Origin of the sequence: Saccharothrix sp. NRRL B-16348 (assembly GCF_001280085.1) — a bacterium.
Classification (GTDB): domain Bacteria; phylum Actinomycetota; class Actinomycetes; order Mycobacteriales; family Pseudonocardiaceae; genus Actinosynnema.
The window spans coordinates 1-202 of sequence record NZ_LGED01000190.1 but is presented as its reverse complement, the minus strand read 5'-3'; the positions used below and the strand labels follow the sequence as shown (position 1 = coordinate 202).

At 56.9% G+C, this 202-nt stretch carries 1 rRNA gene; it reads right to left on the bottom strand.

The window, feature by feature from the left end:
• Positions 1 to 98: 98 nt before the first annotated feature.
• Positions 99 to 202 (bottom strand): 23S ribosomal RNA (locus ADK67_RS17125); the annotation flags it as partial.

Here is a 202-nt window from a genome sequence, read left to right as displayed (position 1 = left end):
ACCAACCCGTAGGCACCACACCCCACCCGCACAACGGGTGGACCTGTGATGGTCCGGTTCGGTTCTTTCAGAACCGCACAGTGGATGCGTAGCGTCTTCATGACAAGTCCTCGGCCTATTAGTACCGGTCAACTCCAGCCGTTACCGACCTTCCATCTCCGGCCTATCAACCCAATAGTCTCTTGGGGGCCTTAACCCACAA